General features: G+C 70.1%; 1 pseudogene. It reads right to left on the reverse strand.

Annotation, left to right across the window (positions count from 1 at the left end):
• A pseudogene (locus CVH10_RS27165) lies at positions 1-234 on the reverse strand (hypothetical protein); the annotation flags it as partial.

Here is a 234-nt window from a genome sequence, read left to right on the forward strand (position 1 = left end):
CTGGCGTGCGCCCGGAAACGCTTTTCTTGGCGCTTGTTCAGGCATGCGGCCGGTGCTTCATCGCCGGTGGCGCAATCCAGATCGTCGAACCACACCTCGCCCGCGGCGTCCCGGCCCTGTGCCGTGAGCAGGCCGGGTTTGCGGGTCAGCAGCGCGAGGCAGAAACGCGGGCCCGGTGTCGAGGTTGCCGGGGCAGGGGGAGAGCCAACCCATGCGCCCGTGTCGGCGTTCAGG

The sequence above is a fragment of the Halomonas sp. ND22Bw genome, from assembly GCF_003011945.1.
GTDB lineage: Bacteria > Pseudomonadota > Gammaproteobacteria > Pseudomonadales > Halomonadaceae > Halomonas > Halomonas halophila.